General features: G+C 70.2%; 16 protein-coding genes and 1 pseudogene. 7 read left to right on the top strand and 10 right to left on the bottom strand.

Annotated elements, in window-relative coordinates; genetic code table 11:
* The first annotated feature begins 75 nt into the window (after positions 1-75).
* From AB0M48_RS21185 to AB0M48_RS21175, 3 genes and pseudogenes are all read left to right on the top strand, one after another.
* On the top strand, positions 76-357 hold the full coding sequence (locus AB0M48_RS21185; RefSeq protein ID WP_363844490.1) for a hypothetical protein: 282 nt from the start codon (positions 76-78) through the stop codon (positions 355-357).
* A gap of 94 nt (positions 358-451) precedes the next feature.
* Positions 452-1,002, top strand: a pseudogene (locus AB0M48_RS21180) (adenosine deaminase); the annotation flags it as partial.
* A 73-nt stretch (positions 1,003-1,075) separates the two neighbouring features.
* Positions 1,076-1,441 (top strand): hypothetical protein, encoded by a 366-nt coding sequence (locus AB0M48_RS21175; RefSeq protein ID WP_363845169.1) that lies wholly within the window; start codon positions 1,076-1,078, stop codon positions 1,439-1,441.
* Here AB0M48_RS21175 and AB0M48_RS21170 read toward each other — a convergent pair.
* The 3 genes from AB0M48_RS21170 to AB0M48_RS21160 all read right to left on the bottom strand — a co-directional run bounded on the left by AB0M48_RS21170 (position 1,357) and on the right by AB0M48_RS21160 (position 2,665).
* A complete protein-coding gene (locus AB0M48_RS21170) occupies positions 1,357-1,719 on the bottom strand; it encodes a hypothetical protein (protein WP_363845193.1) in 363 nt (120 codons plus the stop codon). The two genes, AB0M48_RS21175 and AB0M48_RS21170, sit on opposite strands and share 85 nt — an antisense overlap.
* Positions 1,719-1,967 carry a hypothetical protein gene (locus tag AB0M48_RS21165; RefSeq protein WP_363844487.1) on the bottom strand — a complete coding sequence of 83 codons (249 nt, stop codon included), beginning with the start codon at positions 1,965-1,967 and terminating at the stop codon, positions 1,719-1,721. The genes AB0M48_RS21170 and AB0M48_RS21165 overlap by 1 nt, the downstream gene beginning before the upstream one ends.
* 116 nt (positions 1,968-2,083) lie before the next feature.
* The gene (locus AB0M48_RS21160) at positions 2,084-2,665 is read right to left on the bottom strand and encodes a DUF4240 domain-containing protein (RefSeq protein ID WP_363844484.1); all 582 of its coding nucleotides are present in this window, start codon (positions 2,663-2,665) and stop codon (positions 2,084-2,086) included.
* A 418-nt stretch (positions 2,666-3,083) separates the two neighbouring features.
* Here AB0M48_RS21160 and hrpA point away from each other — a divergent pair, with 418 nt between their 5' ends.
* Together hrpA and AB0M48_RS21150 are read left to right on the top strand one after the other, a co-directional pair.
* Positions 3,084-6,950, top strand: coding sequence for an ATP-dependent RNA helicase HrpA (gene hrpA, locus AB0M48_RS21155; protein WP_363844481.1), 3,867 nt, complete (start codon positions 3,084-3,086; stop codon positions 6,948-6,950).
* An 18-nt stretch (positions 6,951-6,968) separates the two neighbouring features.
* A complete protein-coding gene (locus AB0M48_RS21150) occupies positions 6,969-7,259 on the top strand; it encodes a hypothetical protein (RefSeq protein ID WP_363844478.1) in 291 nt (96 codons plus the stop codon).
* Here the strand turns inward: AB0M48_RS21150 and AB0M48_RS21145 are convergent.
* On the bottom strand, positions 7,233-7,601 hold the full coding sequence (locus AB0M48_RS21145; RefSeq protein ID WP_363844475.1) for a helix-turn-helix domain-containing protein: 369 nt from the start codon (positions 7,599-7,601) through the stop codon (positions 7,233-7,235). The two genes, AB0M48_RS21150 and AB0M48_RS21145, sit on opposite strands and share 27 nt — an antisense overlap.
* A 3-nt stretch (positions 7,602-7,604) precedes the next feature.
* Between AB0M48_RS21145 and AB0M48_RS21140 the strand changes: the two genes are divergently transcribed.
* Positions 7,605-7,970 carry a DUF4440 domain-containing protein gene (locus AB0M48_RS21140; protein WP_363844472.1) on the top strand — a complete coding sequence of 122 codons (366 nt, stop codon included), beginning with the start codon at positions 7,605-7,607 and terminating at the stop codon, positions 7,968-7,970.
* Here AB0M48_RS21140 and AB0M48_RS21135 read toward each other — a convergent pair.
* From AB0M48_RS21135 to AB0M48_RS21125, 3 genes are read right to left on the bottom strand one after another with little or no spacing between them, the layout of a single operon-like run.
* The gene (locus AB0M48_RS21135; RefSeq protein ID WP_319989166.1) at positions 7,939-8,703 is read right to left on the bottom strand and encodes an ATP-binding cassette domain-containing protein; all 765 of its coding nucleotides are present in this window, start codon (positions 8,701-8,703) and stop codon (positions 7,939-7,941) included. The genes AB0M48_RS21140 and AB0M48_RS21135 overlap by 32 nt on opposite strands.
* Positions 8,700-9,701, bottom strand: coding sequence for an ABC transporter permease (locus AB0M48_RS21130; protein WP_319989165.1), 1,002 nt, complete (start codon positions 9,699-9,701; stop codon positions 8,700-8,702). The genes AB0M48_RS21135 and AB0M48_RS21130 overlap by 4 nt, the downstream gene beginning before the upstream one ends.
* 3 nt (positions 9,702-9,704) lie before the next feature.
* Positions 9,705-10,721 (bottom strand): sugar ABC transporter substrate-binding protein, encoded by a 1,017-nt coding sequence (locus tag AB0M48_RS21125; RefSeq protein WP_363844467.1) that lies wholly within the window; start codon positions 10,719-10,721, stop codon positions 9,705-9,707.
* Positions 10,722-10,866: 145 nt separating this feature from the next.
* On the opposite strand from AB0M48_RS21125, the gene AB0M48_RS21120 reads away from it, so the two are divergent.
* Complete coding sequence (locus AB0M48_RS21120) at positions 10,867-11,898, top strand: LacI family DNA-binding transcriptional regulator (RefSeq protein ID WP_363844463.1); 1,032 nt, start codon at positions 10,867-10,869, stop codon at positions 11,896-11,898.
* Here the strand turns inward: AB0M48_RS21120 and AB0M48_RS21115 are convergent.
* The 3 genes from AB0M48_RS21115 to AB0M48_RS21105 all read right to left on the bottom strand — a co-directional run bounded on the left by AB0M48_RS21115 (position 11,891) and on the right by AB0M48_RS21105 (position 15,828).
* Positions 11,891-12,658, bottom strand: a complete 768-nt coding sequence (locus tag AB0M48_RS21115; protein WP_363844460.1) for an alpha/beta fold hydrolase — start codon at positions 12,656-12,658, stop codon at positions 11,891-11,893. The genes AB0M48_RS21120 and AB0M48_RS21115 overlap by 8 nt on opposite strands.
* 69 nt (positions 12,659-12,727) lie before the next feature.
* Positions 12,728-13,696, bottom strand: a complete 969-nt coding sequence (locus AB0M48_RS21110; RefSeq protein WP_363844457.1) for a protein phosphatase 2C domain-containing protein — start codon at positions 13,694-13,696, stop codon at positions 12,728-12,730.
* Complete coding sequence (locus AB0M48_RS21105; protein ID WP_363844454.1) at positions 13,696-15,828, bottom strand: tetratricopeptide repeat protein; 2,133 nt, start codon at positions 15,826-15,828, stop codon at positions 13,696-13,698. Before AB0M48_RS21105 ends, AB0M48_RS21110 begins: the two co-directional genes overlap by 1 nt.
* Positions 15,829-15,830 lie beyond the last annotated feature (2 nt).

Here is a 15,830-nt window from a genome sequence, read left to right as displayed (position 1 = left end):
GGATCGCGCGATCCCGGAATGGCGATCCGCGCTCGACGCCCTGTCCGCCATCGGCGACCGCGTCGGGTTCTGGGCGTGTCGATGGGCAGCGCCATCGGCATCCCGCTCGTTGCCGCCGAACCCCGCGTCCTCGGGCTGATCGGCACCACCGAGCCTCTGGTTCGTGCAGCGACGGCGATCACCGTCCCCGTGCGGTTCCTGCTGCAGTGGCGCGACCGGCTCATCCCGCGCGTCGTCGGCCTCACGATGTTCGACGCCTTTGCCACACGCCAGAAGTCGTTGCACGCCAACCCCGGAGGGCACGGCGACGTCCCCAGGCACGAACTCGCCGCCGCGGTGACGTTCCTCGCCGGATGACGCCCGCGAAAATGCCGGGGCGCCCGCGGACGGGCCTTGGGTAGCGTCGCGCCACACGCGTGACCTCGCGACGTTGCCTAAGGCCCACCTGCACGTGCACCTCGAAAGCACCGTGCGCGTGGACACCTTCGCGGAACTCGCCGAGCACCACGGTGTCGACGTTCCCGCCGTGCAGGCCGGGACGTTCGACGGTTTCGCGCAGTTCGCCGCCCACAACGGGGCGGTGCGGGACTGCCTGCGGCGAGCCGAGGACTTCCACCGGATCGCGTACGAGTTCTGCGCCGAGGAAGCAGCGCAGGGACCCGGTACGCCGAGGTCACGTTCACCGCGGCAGTGCACGGAGAACGACTCGGTGATCCGGACATGCCGCTCGAGGCGGTGTTGTCCGGGCTCGCCGCAGGACAGGCCGCCCACGGCATCGAATGCCGTGTGATCGTGGACCACCCCAGGAAGCGATCGGTAGCGCGACTGCGGGACTCACTGCGTCTCGCGAGAGTGCACCCTCAGGTCGTGGCGATCGGGACGGCCGGAGCGGAAGACCACCCGCTCACCCCGTTCGCGGACGTGTTCCGTGCCGCGAAAGACGCCAGGGTCGGGCTCGTGCACCACGCCGGGGAGTGCTGCGGGGCGCCGAGCGTCGCCGAAACCGTGACCGTCGGGCTCGCCGACCGGATCGGGCACGGGTTCCGGGCGCTCGACGACCCCGGAGGTCGTCGCGCTGCTGCGGGACCGCGCCATACCGCTCGAAGCCTGCCCGTCGTCGAACGTCGCGCTGGGACTGGTCGAATCCCTCTCCTCTCATCCGCTGCCACTGCTCATCGACGCCGGGCTGACCGTCACGCTCAACACCGACATCCCCGCTTCCACCGGCACCACGCTCACCGACGAGTACCGCCTGCTGCGCGAACACCTCGGGTTCAGCGACGACGCCCTCGCGCGCATCGCCACCAACGCCGTCGACGCGTCCTTCGCGCCGGAGGACACGAAAGCCTCGCTGCGTCAGGACATCGCGGCCTGGCGGGCCGGCTCGAAACACACCAGCCCGTGCCGCGACGCCAGCAACGCCACCAGGTCCAGCACCTGACGCTGCCCCGGCCACACCACGTGCACGATCACCGCGTCCACCCCGACCGTGAGCGCCTCGTCCCACGACACCGGCGAGGCGGGGTCCGGCGAGGTGCGCCGTAACTCCCGCACGAACGCCGCCACCGCGGGCTCGAACGCGCCCAGCGGCGAGGACCGCAGCTCCGCGTAGCGGGCCGCCGCCTCCGCGAAGGACGCCGGACCAGGAGCCCGCCACACCACCACGTCGACCGGTACCTCCACGGGCACACCGCCCGGCACATCGACTGGCACGGCCATCACGCCACCTTCCCGAACAACGCACCGGACCGCGGAACCCGCGCGGCGACCTCCGCCAGATCACCGGGATCCCACGCCTCACCCACCGGGCCCGAACACATCCCGCGCACGACGCCCGGCGAAAAGGCCAGCACCGCACCGGCGGACAGCGCCGCCACGACGGCGGCCGGCCACTCCCGCCGACGGTCCCGGTCGGAAGCGCCCACACCGGACGGCTCCGCCAGGCCCCAGAACGCGTTCAGGTCCATGCCGAGAACGCTAGCGAGAGGGTCTGACAATTTTTGAAGCCTCGACATCAGAGCAGCTCAGAGGGCGCGCGAGCCCGGCTGCGCCCCAGGACGACCTGGATGGAGCCGCCACGCACTCACGCCGCCTCCTCCAGCCCGCCCGACAGCTCCCACAGCCTGGGCAGCCGCAGCGCCACCTCCACCGGTGAGTCCAGATCCCACGCCTCGCCGGTGAACGGCCCCGCGTCCGCCACCGGCACGTGGCCCAGGACCGCCAGCGCGTTGTCCAGCGACCGGCCCGTCGCCAGGAAGAACGCCTCACGAGCCACCCCGGACAGCCCCTCCCACAACGGCCACGCCGCGTCCGGCCACGACTGCGCCCCGACCGCCAGTAACGTCCGCACCGCGGGCACGCCGGCCAGCGCGTCGGGTGAGGACGCCACCGACGCCAGCACCTCACGGCCCAGCCCGATCAGCCACGACTGGAACTCGAAGAAACGGTCGGCCGAACACAATCCATCACACACGACATAAGCCGCGTGCCAGTGCAAGAACGTGTTTACACGACCACGTGAAGCACTCAACAAAGTCTCGAAACCGCAAATGTCGCCCGGCGGCAGCAAAGCCAGCCGCGACGTCAGCCACACCCGGCGTTCATGCTGGTCAGAACTGGCAGAAGCCGACTGGTCGAGCAGGGCCCAGAAGACGTCGAGATCCATACCCGCGACGTTATCGAAGGGGTCTGACAATTTCCGGTATCCACCGGACGGTCCACCGCAGAAGATATGCCTCGGCCTTTCCGAACAACGCCCACAGGCGGGCAGGCGTGTGATGTCCCCTCTCCACGTCCTCGCCGCCGGGAGAGACGTCGAACGCGCGCCCGGCCCCGCGGGAGAACCCGCCAGCGCGCTCACGCTGCTCGTCGAGCCGCGCCGCGAAGTCGGCGATCTCACCCGAGGGTGGCAGCGCGAGCCGCCCCGTCAGCCGCTCCCAGCGTTGTCCCAGGTCAGACGCGGACCCACCGCGTGATCGGCCGGCTTCCAGAAGCCCCGCGCGTCCACACCGCCACGCCGGCGGCGGGGTCTGGCAGTTATTGACGCGAGCGAACCCGCACGCCCTGACTATCCTGGAACCCAAATGGACACCCCGCACGCTGAACTGCACAAACGCCTGCCCGAGCTCATGCCGCGTGATCAACGCCGGCTCGCCAGGCGCCTCGACGGCGCACGCAAGGTCAAGGACCCGCTGGCGCGCAAGAAGATCACCGAGGAGATCGCCGCCCAGATCGACGAGGCCGCGCTCAAGGTCGCGCTGCGCAGGGAGTCCGTTCCCAAGATCAGCTATCCGGCCGAGCTGCCGGTCAGCCAGCGCAAGGACGACATCAAGGACCTGATCGAGCACAACCAGGTCGTGATCGTCGCCGGCGAGACCGGGTCCGGCAAGACCACGCAGCTGCCCAAGATCTGCCTGGAGCTCGGCCGGGGCATCACCGGCCAGATCGGCCACACCCAGCCCCGCCGCATCGCCGCGCGCACCGTCGCCGAACGCGTCGCGGAGGAACTGGGCACCAAGCTCGGTGACACGATCGGCTACAAGGTCCGGTTCACCGACCAGTCCGGTGACGAGACGCTGGTCAAGCTCATGACCGACGGCATCCTGCTCGCCGAGATCCAGACCGACCCCACGCTGTCGCGCTACGACACGATCATCATCGACGAGGCCCACGAACGCAGCCTCAACGTCGACTTCCTGCTCGGCTACCTCAAGCAGCTGCTGCCGCGCCGCCCCGATCTCAAGATCGTCATCACCTCCGCCACGATCGACCCGCAGCGCTTCAGCCAGCACTTCGGCGACGCCCCGGTCATCGAGGTCTCCGGCCGCACCTACCCCGTCGAGACCCGCTACCGGCCGCTGGAGGAGGACGACGACCAGACCCAGGGCATCATCAACGCCGTCCGCGAACTGCAGGCCGAGGGCCCCGGCGACGTCCTGGTGTTCCTGTCCGGCGAACGCGAGATCCGCGACACCGCCGACGCCCTCAAGCAGGAGGACCTGCGCAACACCGAGATCCTCCCGCTCTACGCGCGGCTCAGCGTCGGCGAGCAGCACCGGGTGTTCCAGCGGCACACCGGCCGGCGCGTCGTGCTCGCCACCAACGTCGCCGAGACCAGCCTCACCGTGCCGGGCATCAAGTACGTCGTGGACCCCGGCAACGCCCGCATCTCCCGCTACAGCCACCGCCTCAAGGTCCAGCGCCTGCCGATCGAACCCATCAGCCAGGCGTCGGCGAACCAGCGCAAGGGCCGCTGCGGCCGCGTCAGCGAAGGCATCTGCATCCGCCTGTACTCCGAAGAGGACTTCGAGGCCCGCCCGGAGTTCACCGACGCGGAGATCCTGCGCACCAACCTCGCCAGCGTCATCCTGCAGATGACCAACATCGGCCTGGGCGACATCGCGAGGTTCCCGTTCATCGACCCGCCGGACTCCCGCAACATCAACGACGGCATCGGCCTGCTGCAGGAGCTCGGCGCGATCAACGCCGCCGAGAAGAAGCTCACCCCGACCGGCCGCAAGCTCGCCGCACTGCCGGTCGACCCGCGGCTGGGCCGCATGGTCCTCGAAGCCGACACCACCGGCTGCCTCAAAGAGGTCATGATCATCGCCGCGGCGCTGTCCATCCAGGACCCCCGCGAACGGCCCGCCGACCAGCAGGAGGCCGCGACCCAGCAGCACGCGAGGTTCGTCGACTCCGAATCCGACTTCACCACGTTCCTCAACCTGTGGCAGTACCTCAAGGAACAGCAGAAGGAACTGAGCGGCAACCAGTTCCGCAAGCGCTGCAAGGCCGAGTTCCTCAACTACCTGCGCGTGCGCGAATGGCAGGACATCTACCTGCAGCTGCGCCAGGCCGCCAAGCAGATCGGCATGCACGTCAACGACCAGCCCGGCGACCCGCGCAACATCCACATCGCGCTGCTGTCCGGTCTGCTCAGCCACATCGGCGTCAAGGACGTCCTCAAGAAGCAGGCGCCGAACGAGAAACGCCGGCCCCTCACCGAGTTCCTGGGCGCCCGCAACGCCAAGTTCGCGATCTTCCCCGGCTCCGCGCTCGCCAAGAAACCACCGCAGTGGGTGATGGCCGCCGAACTGGTCGAGACCAGCCGCCTGTGGGGGCGCATCGTCGCCAAGATCGAACCCGAATGGGCCGAACGTCTCGGCGAACACGTCGTCAAACGCCAGTACAGCGAACCGCACTGGGAGACCAAACGCGGCAGCGTCGTCGCGCTGGAGAAGGTCACGCTGTACGGGGTGCCGATCGTCGCCGGCCGCAAGGTCAACTACGGCCGCATCGACCCCGCGCTGTCGCGTGAGCTGTTCATCCGCCACGCGCTCGTGCAGGGGGAGTGGACCACGCACCACCGGTTCTTCCACACCAACCGCGCGCTGCTCGACGAGGTCGGCGAACTGGAGAACCGGGCACGGCGGCGCGACATCGTCGTCGACGAGGAGACGTTGTTCGACTTCTACGACAAACGCGTCGGCGCCGACGTCGTGTCCGCACGGCACTTCGACTCGTGGTGGAAGAAGCAGAAGGACAAGAACCAGCTCACCTTCACCAAGGAGATGCTGGTCAACGAGCGCGCCGACGTCACCCCCGACGCCTACCCCGACCAGTGGCGCCAGGGTGAGCTGACGCTGCCGCTGAGCTACCACTTCGAGCCCGGCACGAAGAACGACGGCGTCACCGTGCAGCTCCCGCTGCCCGCGCTCACCGCCCTGGACGACGACGCGTTCTCCTGGCAGATCCCCGGTCTGCGCCACGACCTCGTCGTCGCGCTCATCCGTTCGCTGCCCAAGCAGATCCGCCGCAACTTCGTGCCCGTCCCCGACGTCGCCAACGCCGTGCTCGCGCGCATCAAGCCCAGCGACTCCAGCCTGCTCAGCGGCGTCGAACGCGAACTCAAAGCCCTCACCGGGGTGACCGTGCACCGCGAGGACTGGCAGTTCGACGCCGTGCCCGACCACCTCAAGCTCACCTTCCAGGTCGTCGACGAGCACAACCGCACCCTCGCCGAGGGCAAGGACATCGCGGTGCTCAAGGAGAAGCTGCGCGACGAGGTCCGCGAGTCGCTCAGCCAGGCCGCCGGCCACCTCGAACGCACCGGCATCACGACCTGGGACTTCGACGCCCTGCCGAAGACCATCGAGCAACGGCAGTCCGGCATCACCGTCACCGCCTACCCCTGCCTGGTCGACCGGGGCGACAGCGTCGCGATCAAGGTCCTCGACACGCCGGGGCGGCAGGCCTACGCGCACCGCCGCGGCGTGCGCAGGCTCCTGCTGCTCGGCATCAACTCACCGGTCAAGCACCTGCAGCGCCACCTCGACAACGCCGCCAAACTCGCGCTCACCCGCAACCCCCACGGCGGCGTCGCCGCGCTGCTGTCGGACTGCATCATGGCCGCCGTCGACCGGCTCATGGGTGAGCCGGCCTGGGACGCCAAGTCCTACGCCGCCCAGCTCAAGAAGGTCCAGGCCGCGCTGAACGACACCACCTGGGTCGTCGTGCAGGAGGTCCGCAAGGTCCTCGAAGCCGCCCACGAGGCCGAACTGGCACTGACCGGCCTCAAGGGCGCCCCGGACTCCGCCAACGACATCCGCGCACACCTGAACTCGCTGGTGTACAAGGGTTTCGTCACCCACACCGGCTACGACCGGCTACCCGACCTCGTGCGCTACCTCAAAGGCATCGCGCGGCGCATCGAGAAGCTGCCCGAGAACCCGCGCCGCGACCTCGACTGGACCAACCAGGTCCACCAGGTCCACGCCGAGTACCGGGAGCTGCGCGCGCAGACCCCGGCCGACGAACCCTCGCCCGAGCTCGACGAGATCCGCTGGATGATCGAGGAACTGCGGCTGTCGTACTTCGCCCAGACCATCAAGACGCGGTACACGATCAGCGACAAGCGCATCTACAAGGCACTCGACGCCGTGCCGTTGTAGACCTCGCTACCGTGGAGCATGAGCACATCGGGGAATTCCCGGTGGGTCGTCCACATCAGCGGCGACGCGCCGAACGCGCACGACGACACCCGAGCCAGGTTCGACGACGCCCTGCGGGAGGTACTCGCCGACCTGGAACAGCAACTGGGCCGCACACCGGTGTTCGCGCTGAGCCTGTTCCAGATCCCCGGCGAGGACCAGTACTGGAAGCGGTTGAAACCGGACCTCGTGGAGGTCTCCGAAGGCCTCCTGCGGTCCCGCAACGTCCTGGCACCGCTGGAGTCAGTCATCCGCGAGCTCGCCCAGTAGCGCCTCGCCCGTGCGGTACAGCTGCGCCAGCAACGGCCGCAGCAACAACCCGGCGGGCGTCAGCTCGTAGGACGTCCGCACCGGGAAGCCGGGGGAGCGCGAGCACGACACCAGACCCTGCGACACCAGCGACTCCAGCCGCTCGGTCAGCACCTTCGCGCTCAGCGACGGCAACCCGGCCCGCAACGCCGAGAACGACCGCGGGCCGTGCATCAGATCCCGCAGCACCAGCGTCGCCCACCGGCCGCTGATCGCCGCCAGCGCCACCTCCACCGGGCACTCCGCCGACGGCCGGTCCCAGGTCACCGTTTGGTGACCCACGCCGGCGGGCGCGACGCTCACAGCATGACCATCCACCCCGCCAGTGTGGCCCACGAGTTCGCCGCCGCGTTCAACTCCCGCGACCCGCGGGCCGTCGACGCCGTCTACGAACCCGGCGGCCTGTTCGTCCCCGAACCCGGCACCACCGTCACCGGTGCCGCGCGGCAGGCGGCCAACCAGCGGTTCCTCGGCCTCGGGCTGCCCATCGACGTCCGCCCGCGGCACGTCTACGCGCACGACGGCATCGCGTTGCTCATCGTCGACTGGACCATCGGCGACGTGCACGGCACCGCCACCGACGTCGCACGCGAAGGCGCGGACGGCCGGTGGCGGTACGTGATCGACAACCCCTTCGGGGTCAGTCAGGCGGTTCCATCGCGCCGGTCATGATCGCCACCGCGTCCGACATCGACACCGACTTCGGATCCACCACCGCCTTGCGGCGGCCCAGGCGCTGGATGTGGATGCGGTCGGCGACCTCGAACACGTGCGGCATGTTGTGGCTGATCAAGATCACCGGCAGGCCGCGGTCGCGGACCTGCAGGATCAGGTCCAGCACCGCGCGGGACTCCCGCACGCCCAGCGCCGCCGTCGGCTCGTCCATGATCACGACCCGGCTGCCGAACGCCGCCGCGCGTGCTACCGCCACGGCCTGGCGCTGGCCTCCGGAGAGGGTCTCCACCGCCTGGCCGGGGTTCTGGATCGTCATGATCCCCAGCGCGTCGAGCTGGCGGCGTGCCTCCTCCCGCATGCCGGCGCGGTCGAGCATCCGGAACACCGAGCCGAGCACGCCCTTGCGGCGCAGTTCGCGGCCCAGGAACAGGTTCGCGGCGATGTCGAGCGACGGTGACACCGCCAGCGACTGGTGCACCGTCTCGATCCCCGCGTTGCGGGCGTCCAGGGGTGTGGAGAACGACACCGGCTCGCCGTCGAGCAGGACCTCGCCCTCGTCCGGCACCACCGCCCCCGACAGGGCCTTGATCAGCGACGACTTGCCCGCACCGTTGTCACCGATCACCGCGAGGATCTCGCCCGGCAGCAGCTCCAGGTCCGAGCCCGCCAGCGCCGTCACCTTCCCGTACCGCTTGACCAGGCCCGTCGCCTGCAGGATCGGGGTGGTCATGCCTTCACCTTCCTGATCCACTGGTCCAGCGACACCGCCACGATGATCAGCACACCGACCGCCATCGTCTGCCACAGCACGTCCACGCCGGCCAGCGCGAGGCCGTTGCGGAACACGCCGACGATCAACGCGCCGATCAGCGACCCCACCACCGCGCCGCGGCCGCCGAACAGCGACGTCCCGCCGATCACGACCGCGGTGATCGAGTCCAGGTTGTCGGTCTGCCCGGCCTGCGGGCTCGCCGAGGCGATCCGGCCGATCAGCGTCCACGCCGCCACCGCGTAGATCAGCCCCGCCGTCGCGTACACGCTCAGCAGCACCCGTGCCGTGCGGATGCCCGACAGGCGTGAGGCCTCCAGGTCGTCGCCGGTGGAGTAGACGTGCCGGCCCCACGCGGTGTTCTTCAGCACGAACGCCATCGCCGCCACCAGCAGCACCAGCAGGATCGAGCCGTAGGTGATGCGCGTGCCGCCGACGGTGAACGTCTGTCCCGTCCACAGCAGCAGCGACGGCATGTCCGAGCCGCGGATCGTGGCACTGCCCGAATACCAGAGGTTCAACGCGAAGAACACGTTCAGCGTGCCCAGCGTGACGATGAACGGCGGCAGCTTCAGCCGCGTCACCAGCATGCCGTTGAGCAGGCCGCACACCGTGCCCACCAGGAAACCCAGCAGCAGCGCGGGCAGTCCCGGCAGGCCGGTCTCCGACGCGACCTTCGCCATCACGATCGAGGTCAGCACCATGATCGCCCCGCACGACAGGTCGATGCCCGCCGTCAGGATCACGATCGTCTGCCCCACCGCGAGCGTGCCCACCACCGCGACCTGCTGCAGGATCAGCGAGATGTTGCCCGGCGTCAGGAACCGCTCCGACAGCAACGCGAACACGATCACCGACGCCAGCAGCACCACCGCCGGGCCGATCGTCGCCTGCGCGTGCAGCACGTGCTGCACGCGCGTCAGCAGCGAACGGTCCCGCTGCTCCACCACGGCCGTCATGGCTCAGCCCCAGCAGTTCTGCAGGCCGAACGCCGAGTTCTTCGACTCCACGCCCTCGGCCGGCTGGTCGGTGATGAGCGTGACGCCGGTGTCGGTGTCCTGGGGCTTGGAGCCGTCCTTGGCGAACTTCGAGATCGCCTCCACGCCCAGCTGCGCCATCTTGAGCGGGTACTGCTGCGAGGTCGCGCCGATCACGCCCGCCTTGACGTTGTCCACACCGGGACAGCCGCCGTCGACCGAGACGATGACGACGTCCTTCTCCTTGCCCGCCGCCTTGAGCGCCTCGTAGGCGCCGGCCGCCGCGGGCTCGTTGATCGTGTAGACCAGGTTGATCCCGGGGTCCTTCTGCAGCAGGTTCTCCATCGCCGTGCGGCCGCCCTCCGGGGCGCCGTCGGTCACGTCGTGGCCCACGATCCGCGGATCGGACTCGTCGCCGATGCGGTTCTTGTCCTTGACGTCGACGCCGAAGCCCTCCAGGAACCCCTGGTCGCGCTGCACGTCCACCGACACCTGGTTCGGGTTGAGGTCCAGCAGCGCGATCTTGGCCTGCTTGCCGTCCTTGGCGAACTTCGCCTTCGCCCACTGCCCGATCAGCTGACCGGCCTTGTAGTTGTCGGTCGCGAACGTCGCGTCGGCGGCGTTCGCCGGTTCCAGCTGCGTGTCCAGCGCGATCACCAGCAGCCCCGCCGCCCGCGCCTTGTCCACCGACGGCACGATCGCCTTCGAGTCGCTCGGCGTGATCAGGATGCCCTTCGCGCCCGACGCGATCAGGTTCTCGATCGCGTCGACCTGCGACTGGTTGTCGCCGTCCTGCTTGCCCGCGAACGACTGCACCGTCGCCCCGGCCGAGGACGCCGCCTGCTGCGCGCCCTCCTTCATCTTCACGAAGAACGGGTTCGTGTCCGTCTTCGTCACCAGGCCCACCAGCGTCGCCGCACCGCCGGAGGACCCACCGCCTCCGCACGCGGTCGCGAACACCAGCAACGCCGCTGCGCCGACTACCCCGACCGTTCTGCGCATGACAACTCCTACGTCAACGTTGACGTAACCGGCCCTCCGCTGACCCACCGCGAGTTACGGTGAAGCGGCTACGTTTTGATGTGAATCGGGTATACCCTCGCGTCATCGTTGACGCAAGGGTCGCAGGACGTGAGCGGAGCGGGACATGGACCAGGCCGGCGAGAGACGCGAACCCACGATGCGCGACGTCGCGGCGCTGGCGAAGGTCAGCATCAAGACCGTCTCCCGCGTCATCAACGGCCTGCCCGGCGCCGGGACCGAGGTCACCGAACGCGTCCGCGCGGCCGCCCGCACCCTCGGCTACCGGCCCAACCTCACGGCCAGCAGCCTGCGCCGCGCCGACCGCCGCAGCGCCACCATCGGCGTGCTGTTCGAAGACCTCTCCAACCCCTTCGACGCCGCCCTGCTGCGCGCCGTCGAGGACCACGCCCGGCGCAGCGGCGTCCTCGTGCTCGCCGGCAGCACCGAGGACGACCAGACCCTGCAACGGGAACTGCTCGTGTCGCTGTCCGCGCGCCGCGTCGACGGAGTCGTCGTCATGGCCGCCGGCGGCCACCAGGACGCCCTGCAGCACGAACGCGAACGCGGCACGCCGATGGTGCTCGTCGACCGGCCGCCCACCTTCGGCGGCACCGACTGCGTCACCACCACCAACCGCGACAGCTCCCGCGCCGCCGTGCTCGAGCTCGCCGCCCTGGGCCACCGCGACATCGCGTTCCTCGGCGACCGCCGCACCCTGTGGACCAGCCAGGAGCGCTACACCGGCTACCTCGAAGGCCTCGCCCAGGCCGGTCTCACCCTGCGCGAGGCGCTCGTGCGCACCGACCTGCACGGTGTCGCCGTCGCCGAGACCGCCACCGCCGCGCTGTTCGACCTCGACCGGCCGCCCACGGCGCTGTTCACCGCCCAGAACCTCGTCACCGTCGGCGCCATGCGCGTGCTGCGCGCGCGTGACCTGCACCGGCGCGTCGCCGTCATCGGCTTCGACGACTTCCCGCTCGCCGACCTGCTCGACCCCGCCGTCACCGTCGTGCGCCAGGACGTCCCCGGCATCGGCCGCAAGGCCGCCGAGCTCATCCTCGCGCGCATCGACGGCGACACCTCACCGCCCGTGCACGCCGTCGTCCCCGCCTCGCTCGTGCCCCGCGGCTCCGGCGAGATCGCGGCGCTCAGCTGACCGACAGCACCGCGTCGATCACCTGCGGCCCCGACAGCAGCACCTCGTCGTTGTGGTCCGCGCCGTCGATCTCGACGAGCCTGGCCCGCGCCGCCGTCGCCACCTCGCGGCTCTGCGCGGGCGGCACGATCGAGTCCCTGGTGCCCAGCAGCACCACGGTCGGAACGTCCAAGGTGGACACCCGCTCCACCACCGGGTACTTGTCCCGCAACAGCATCTTCACCGGCAGCCACGGGTAGTGGTGCGACCCGGCCGCCGCCAGCGACGTGAACGGCGAGCGCAGCACCATGCCCTTCGGGGCGCGGTACGTCGCGAGCTCCGCGGCCACCGCCGCGCCCAGCGACTCGCCGAAGTAGACGACCGGCCCGTCGATCAGGTCCAGCGCCGCCCGCGCGTCGAAGGTCAGGCCCTCCTCCGACGGTGTGCCGGGGTTGCCGCCGTAGCCGCGGTAGTCGAACAGCAGCACCGACAGCCCGCGTGACGTGAGCGCCCGCGCCAGCGACACCCGGCCCTCCCGGTTGCCGCCGTTGCCCGGGAACACCACCACCGTCACCGGCGCGTCGGGCAGCTCCAAGTGCCAGCCGTCGAGCAGCAGGCCGTCCGCCGTGACCAGCCGGACGTCACGCCCGCCCGGCAGCACCTCGTCCGCGCTCGGCAGCGGACCGGGGGAGGGGAAGTACACGAGCTTGCGCTGGAAGGTGAAGACCACGGCGACGATGGTGACAACCACCGCCAACGCGATCAACACCGCCCTCCGCATCAGCTCATTCCAGCAGCGTTTGCGCGTCGTGGCGAACGACAGCGGTGGTTCACCGCGAAGAGTGAACCTCTACGGCTCCGGTGCGAACGGCACCAGCACCACGGTGATGTTGTCGTGCCCTCCCGCCTCCAGAGCCACCTTCACGAACTCCTCCGGCCCGCACGGCAGCAGCGGCTGCAGGTCCTCGGGCTCCGGCCGGTAGTTGTGCAGCCCGTCCGAGCACAGCAGGAACACCCCCGGCGAGGTCGGCTTCAGCGTCACGACCTGCGGTTCCACCCGCCCGGCGTCCGCGCCGATCCACCGCGACAGCACGTGCGCACGGCGGTCCGTGCGCGCCTGCTCCTCGGTCAGCACACCCTCCGCGACCAGCTGCGCCGCCCACGTGTCGTCCGTCGTGAGCTGCTTGGAGCCCTCATCGGACAGCCAGTAGGCCCGCGAGTCACCGACCCAGCCGATCGTCACCGACGAACCCATGACCAGCGCGGACACGAACGTGCACGACGGCGCGACACCCCGCGCACCCGGCTCCATGGGCTCGTTCTCCACCAGCTGCTCCACCGCGAAGCACGACGCGGCGACCGCGTCGACCATCGCCTGCTCGGCGTCCGCGGTGTCGATCAGCGCGTTGAGCAGCACGTCCACCGCGGCGTCGGCGGCGGCCTGCGAGGCCTGCTCCGCGCGTTCGGACGAGGCCACACCGTCGCAGACGACGGCGGCGACACCCTTGCCCGCGACGTGACCGAACGCCATCGAGTCCTCGTTGCGCGCCCGGCGCTTGCCGCGGTCCGACACACCCGACACCGCGCCCAGCGCGTACTCGACCCGGTCACGCGCCGAGGGCTGGTGCCGGCCGCACTGGGTGCAGTAGTCCTCGTCGTCGATGTCGGGCGACCCGCACAGGATGCACGAGGCCTGCGCGGGACCGGTCGGTCCGCCCAGCGGCGTGCGGCGGACCAGCAGGTTGCGTCCGCACGCCTCGCAGAACCGGTCCTCCGCCGCGACGGGCGCGAAGCACTCCGGGCACTTCAGGGTGTCCATCAAACCAACGTCCTAGGCCTTACCGCGTTCGCGCGGTCCACCAATGCGATCCGTTCCTCCGGCGTGGCAGCGAACCGGGCCAGCGTGCGGTAGCGCTGCTCGAGACCCAGCCGAAGCTCGTGTTCGGAGAGTGCACAGTCCAGCACCCTGCCCTCGGCCGCTTGATTGCGGGTCACGTAGTCGTACGCCGCCTCCAGCACCTCCGCCGCCAGCTGCGTGTGCGAATGGACGTCGATGTCCAAGGCGTGCAACCGTTCCCCGGCCGCGACGAGGTCCTCCGCGCCGCAGTCGCCGAGCTGCGCGCGGACCGCCGCGATCTGCGCCGCCAAGTGTTGCGAAGACGTGTCCGGGACCGACAGCAGCACCTCGACGGCCCTGGCCCGGTCACCGCACGCGAGCAGCACCCGTGCCAGCCCGAACGCCGCCGACACGTACGAGTGATCCGTGCGCCACACCAGCTCGTACCAGCCCGCCGCGGCCTGCAGATCGCCGACGGCCTCCGCGCACACGCCCAGCGCCAGCTTCGGGGCCGCCTCACCCGGCACCGCCGAGCACACCGCGTCGAACGACCGCAGCGCGTCCTCCGGTCGCTCGTCGACCAGCGCCGCCAGGCCCCGGTACCAGTCCGGGCGCCAGTCCTCCGCCGGGTCGAGCTCCGGCTCGTCGAACATCGACGGTGCCGTCAGCGACTCCAGCTCGCGCATCGCCGCCTCGGTGTCACCGGACTCGATCAGCACGCGCACGATCCGCAGCCGCACCTCCACCGTGACCTCCGGTGCCTTGCGCAGCCCCGCCGGATCCGACGTCGTCGCCGTCGCCAGCCACGACGCGGCCGCGTCCGAGGTGTTCACGGTCGGTGCCGGCAACGCCAGCGCCACCTCCGCGAGGTCGAGCGTGCCCTCCACGCCGAAGCGGCGGCGTTCCGGCGTGAACTGCCGCGACGGGCCCGGCCGCGGTACGCCGTCCTCGATCGCCAGCACCTCGCGCAGCACCCCGGTGAGCTGCTCGGCCATGTCCTCCGCCGAGCAGAACCGCAGCTCCGGGTTCGGGTTCGTGGCGCGCAGCAGCAGCCGGTGGAACGAGGAGAACCGGCCCAGCAGCGGCTGCTCCTGCACCGTCGGCAGCCGGTCCTTGCCGCGGCCGCGGAAGTCGAACGGGAAGCTCATCACCGCCAGCGCGCGCCCGACCGTGTAGATGTCGGAGAACACCGACGGCCCGATCGTGCCGATCTCCGGCGCCTGGTAGCCGATCGTGCCGTAGATGGGGGAGTGGTGGTCGTCGATGCGCCGGACCGCGCCCAGGTCAATGAGCTTGAGCTGCTCCTCGGTGTGGATCATGTTGTCCGGTTTGAAGTCGCAGTACAGCAGCCCGACACCGTGCAGGTAGCCGACCGCGGGCAGGATCTCCAGCACGTACGCGATGGCCTGCGCCAGCGGCAACGCCTCGTCGCCGCGTCCGTCGCGGCGCCGCTGCGTGATCATGTCCTTGATCGACTCGCCGCCGACGTACTCCATCACGATGTACTCGACGAGCTTGCCGCTCTCGCGGCTCTCGTGGCGGATGAAGTTGTGGATCTTCACGATGTTCGGGTGCTCGACCTCGGCCAGGAACCGGCGTTCCGCGAGCGCCGCCGCCATCGCGTCGGCGTCACCGGAGTCGAGCAGGCCCTTGAGCACCACCCACCGGTCGCTCACCGCGTGGTCGAGCGCCAGGTACAGCCAGCCCAGGCCGCCGTGCGCGAGGCAGCCCAGCACCTCGTACTGGTCGTGCAGCACTTCACCCGGCGCCAGCTTCGGCGTGAACGAGTACGCGTGCCCGCACTGCGGGCAGAACCCCTCCACCCGGCCGGGCTTGCCGTCCTTGCGGCGCCCGACCTTCTTGCCGCACTTCGAGCAGAACCGCTTGGCCTCCGGAACCTCCGGGTTCTCCAGCACGGCGGTCTTCGGATCCCGGTACGGCACGCGCGGCACCTCGACCAGCCCGGCGCCCAGCCGGCCGCGGCTCATCGACCGGGCACTGCCGCGGCGCGTGCGTCCCGAGTTCGACCGGGACGCTTCCTGCGACGCCGACCAGGGTGCCGTTCCCGGCGCCGTCGACGGCCCGGTCTCGGGCAGATCGAGCTCTTCACTCATCG

This window comes from Lentzea sp. NPDC051208, assembly GCF_040682435.1.
GTDB classification, from domain to species: domain Bacteria; phylum Actinomycetota; class Actinomycetes; order Mycobacteriales; family Pseudonocardiaceae; genus Lentzea; species Lentzea kristufekii.
The sequence above is the reverse complement of the archived record's forward strand: the minus strand, read 5'-3'. Positions and strand labels throughout refer to the sequence as shown.